Source organism: Microvirga sp. P4_A5 (genome assembly GCF_056402495.1).
Map to the genome: position 1 here is coordinate 1 of NZ_JBFUHH010000211.1, position 898 is coordinate 898.

Here is an 898-nt window from a genome sequence, read left to right on the forward strand (position 1 = left end):
ACGATCTCCTGATCTCGCAGCCCGATACCGGCGAGCAGGCGCTCGAGATCTGCGACACGCTGGTGCGCTCGGGCGCCATCGACGTGCTGGTCATCGACTCGGTGGCGGCGCTGACGCCGAAGGCTGAGCTCGACGGCGAGATGGGCGACGTGCAGCCGGGCCTTCAGGCCCGACTGATGAGCCAGGCCCTGCGCAAGCTCACCGGTTCGATCTCGCGGTCGAACACCATGGTGATCTTCATCAACCAGATCCGCATGAAGATCGGCGTGATGTACGGTTCGCCCGAGACGACGACGGGCGGCAACGCGCTGAAATTCTACGCCTCCGTTCGCCTCGACATCCGCCGCGTCTCGACCCTGAAGGATCGCGATGATCCGATCGGCAACTCGGTGCGCGTGAAGGTGGTCAAGAACAAGGTCGCGCCGCCCTTCAAACAGGTCGAGTTCGACATCATGTTCGGCGAAGGCGTGTCCAAGGTCGGCGAACTCATCGATCTCGGCGTGAAGGCCGGCATCGTGGAGAAATCCGGCGCATGGTTCTCCTACGACAGCCAGCGCCTCGGCCAAGGACGGGAGAACTCCAAGCAGTTCCTGCGCGACAACCCGGAAATCGCCGACAAGATCGAAGGCCTCATCCGCCAGAATGCCGGCCTCCTCGCCGACCGCATCCTCGATCAGGCCACCCCCACGGCGGACGACCTCGATGAGGGCGCCGCATAACGATTTCGCTCTCCTTCAAGGGCAAACCAAAGGCCGTCGCGAGAGATCGCGGCGGTCTTTTGCGTTGGGGGAATGGTGGGTGGTGAGTGGTGAGTTGTGTGTAGGCAGGGAGTGAGGAGATAAGCGTTAGGGTGAAGGGTGAAGGGTGAATTGCTGGGTACGGGTTGCAAGCCTTGGCG

1 protein-coding gene is annotated in these 898 nt (G+C 62.7%); it reads left to right on the forward strand.

Translation table 11 applies throughout. From position 1 onward, the window contains the following. On the forward strand, positions 1 to 719 hold a 719-nt coding region (gene recA, locus AC1DVM_RS23195; protein ID WP_477258502.1), incomplete at its 5' end, for a recombinase RecA. Between the last annotated feature and the right edge of the window lie 179 nt (positions 720 to 898).